Raw genomic sequence first — 2,493 nt, 5'->3', positions numbered from 1 at the left:
GGGAAGATCCGCAGGATATGTCCCACGCTCCTACTGAGAAGAAAGAGCCCAACCAGGCGTCAGAGCCAACGCTACCGTCTGTCACGATCCGTGCTGCTGCACGGCTCGCGCCAGCCGGCAGCGTGGCTCACCTTTAACGTTCGGCAGAAAACAAATGAGCCAGACAACGAAGACTAACCTACAAGCGCTCCTTCTCGCTGCTATGTGCAGTTTTTTCACTTACGTCATCGCGCAGGAGTTTCACGATGTTGATCTAGCAGAGGAGTCGATGAAGACGGCGAGTGCTCAAGCCGATGTTAGCTACACACGCCTTCACTTCCTACGAGTTAGGGAGTTTGAGAAGCGCTGGGCTCGAGAGTGGGCGTCACCGCAGCCCTAGCGATGAGAAGATGCTCTCAGTTGCTTCACGGAAAGATACGCTTTTGAGCCCGAGCCTATTCCTGCGACGTCTGTGTTGGCCGAACCAGTCGCTAGAGCCAACGTCACCGTCTGTCACGAGTCGTGCTGACGCACGCCTCGCGCCAGCCGCTGCCGTGGCTCATCTGTGACGTTCGGCAAAGAATCGCGACATGACGCTCGGCAAGAAGATCGTTGTTGCGCTTGGCGTCTGTGCGCTCGCGTGGCTAGGCTGGGCGATCCGGAAGGGCGACAGGCTACACGACGCATTCGCGATCGTCGCGAAAGGAGATACTGAAGCGAGAGTGCTGGAGCTCTTTGGCACTCCGAAGAGAGTCACCGGACTACCCGATACGGTTGCATGGGGCACTGAAGATTCGATTCGAAAGAATAGCGGAGATTGCACTCGCGAGTTTTGGTATGAGGCGCCGATCAATTTGGACGGCGGTGCTTGGACCGTTGGCTTTGATAGGCAAGGAAGAGTCGTGTCGAAATACCGCTATTCATCGCCCTGACCACTCATGAAGAAAGCGCCGAACCAGTCGCCAGAGCCAACGCCACCGTCTGTCACGAGTCGTGCTGACGCACGCCTCGCGCCAGCCGGCGCCGCGGCTCATCTTTAACGTTGGGCAAAACAAAGATGATTTCCGCGATGGCGATGTCTGAAGGTGTGGCGACGAATAAGCAGAAGCAGTTTCGCGTTAGCGGTTGTATTGTTGGCGGCTCGGTCGTGTTGGAGTGTTCGTTGGTTCTAAAGAAAAGCGCGAAGCGTAGGTTCGACGACCCAAGCAAAGCGTAGCTCCTGAGAAGAAAGAATTCCGATGCGCAGTCTCTTTCCGAAAAGCAGGACGTCCGAGGTTGTCGCACGCGTTGGTCGGTCTTTGCTACCGTCCGTGTTCAAACCCCGAGCCCCAGAGCCCAACCAGCCGCCAGAGCCAACGGCGCTGCGCGCCGTGGCTCATCTTTGACGTTGGGCGAAAGATGCGTTCTCTACGATTATTCGTCCCTGTTCTGGTCGTGTTTACACTTGTCGGATGCGCATCATCTTCGCGATGGAGCAGACCACCGAGGACGCTTGCGGGCAGTGATCCCATTCAGTTACCGCCGCCTGCCGGCAGCTCCGTTGCGGTGCTTGCGTTGTCGCAATCTACCGTAGCCGCTGCACACGAGTTCACAGATAAGAGAGGATGGATTACACGCGAAGCCCGCTTCACTGCCGGTGTGATGTCGCTGATCTTAGTGGTCGTGCGCAGTTCGCGATTCGATCCGCTCGAACCTACATACGAAAAGTTCGCAGATTTACGGCGTGCGGCGGCATCATGTCCGAACGCAAATGGCCCGACGTTTCATTTCTATCTCTACGCTTTCTCTATCGACGAAGGCGCTTATGTGAATGTCGATCACTCATCGTATGAAGCACTTCCTGCGAATCAGCCCAACAAGGCGCTAGAGCCAACGCCCACGTCTGTCACGGATCGTGCTGCGCACGCTCCGCGCCAGCCGTGAGCGTGGCTCATCTTTGACGTTAGGCAAGGAACGATGAAATCCGACGTCGTCAGCTGTGTGGTTATCGTCGCCGCGATCACGGCATTCGTCGTCGGATTCATTGTTTGGAAGAAAGCGGCACCCAAAAGCCGAAGGCCTGAGCAGATTATCTTTCTGTCGGTTTCTGCCCTCGGAGCGGTGAGCTTTGTTTGGTTTGCCATCAATGCCTACTTGGTTTGGCGCGATACCGGCATCAATACGATGCGTGGTGACTATCTTCGATTCGCACAGGTCGCAGGCCTTACTGTGCTGTTCGGCGTCGCATTCTGGGCATCGAGAGCTAAAGAAAAAGAGGAGCGATCTGCCTCACTTGTTTCTGATGACGAAGAGAAAAAAGCCTAACCAGACGCCAGAGCCAACGCCACCGCTTGTCACGATCCGTGCTGGCGCACGGCTCGCGCCAAGCGGCGTCGTGGCTCATCTTTAACGTTGGGCAAAGAAAGGTTTCCATGAATTCGATTATCACACCGCAAATTCAAGCAAGAGAAGAGGCGCGTCGTCTCATCGAGCGCGAAGTGTGCAGTCGCTACGAACAAGAAAGAAAGCGCGCAG

The 2,493-nt window shown here is 56.0% G+C and carries 2 protein-coding genes; both read left to right on the top strand.

What is annotated here, in order from left to right; all coding sequences use genetic code 11:
- The first annotated feature begins 569 nt into the window (after nucleotides 1-569).
- Nucleotides 570-911, top strand: coding sequence for a hypothetical protein (locus VHE10_03920; protein ID HVU06903.1), 342 nt, complete (start codon nucleotides 570-572; stop codon nucleotides 909-911).
- A gap of 1,024 nt (nucleotides 912-1,935) precedes the next feature.
- The gene (locus tag VHE10_03915) at nucleotides 1,936-2,283 is read left to right on the top strand and encodes a hypothetical protein (GenBank protein ID HVU06902.1); all 348 of its coding nucleotides are present in this window, start codon (nucleotides 1,936-1,938) and stop codon (nucleotides 2,281-2,283) included.
- Nucleotides 2,284-2,493: the final 210 nt, after the last annotated feature.

The organism is Candidatus Paceibacterota bacterium (assembly GCA_035546035.1).
Taxonomy (GTDB): domain Bacteria; phylum Patescibacteriota; class Minisyncoccia; order Phycocordibacterales; family UBA6065; genus UBA6065.
This window is presented reverse-complemented; position numbering and strand designations above follow the sequence as displayed.

Excerpts from the sequence above, each read along its gene's own strand:
- VHE10_03920 (HVU06903.1), top strand. The coding sequence starts at position 570 with ATGACGCTCGGCAAGAAGATCGTTGTTGCGCTTGGCGTCTGTGCGCTC.
- VHE10_03915 (HVU06902.1), top strand. The coding sequence starts at position 1,936 with ATGAAATCCGACGTCGTCAGCTGTGTGGTTATCGTCGCCGCGATCACG.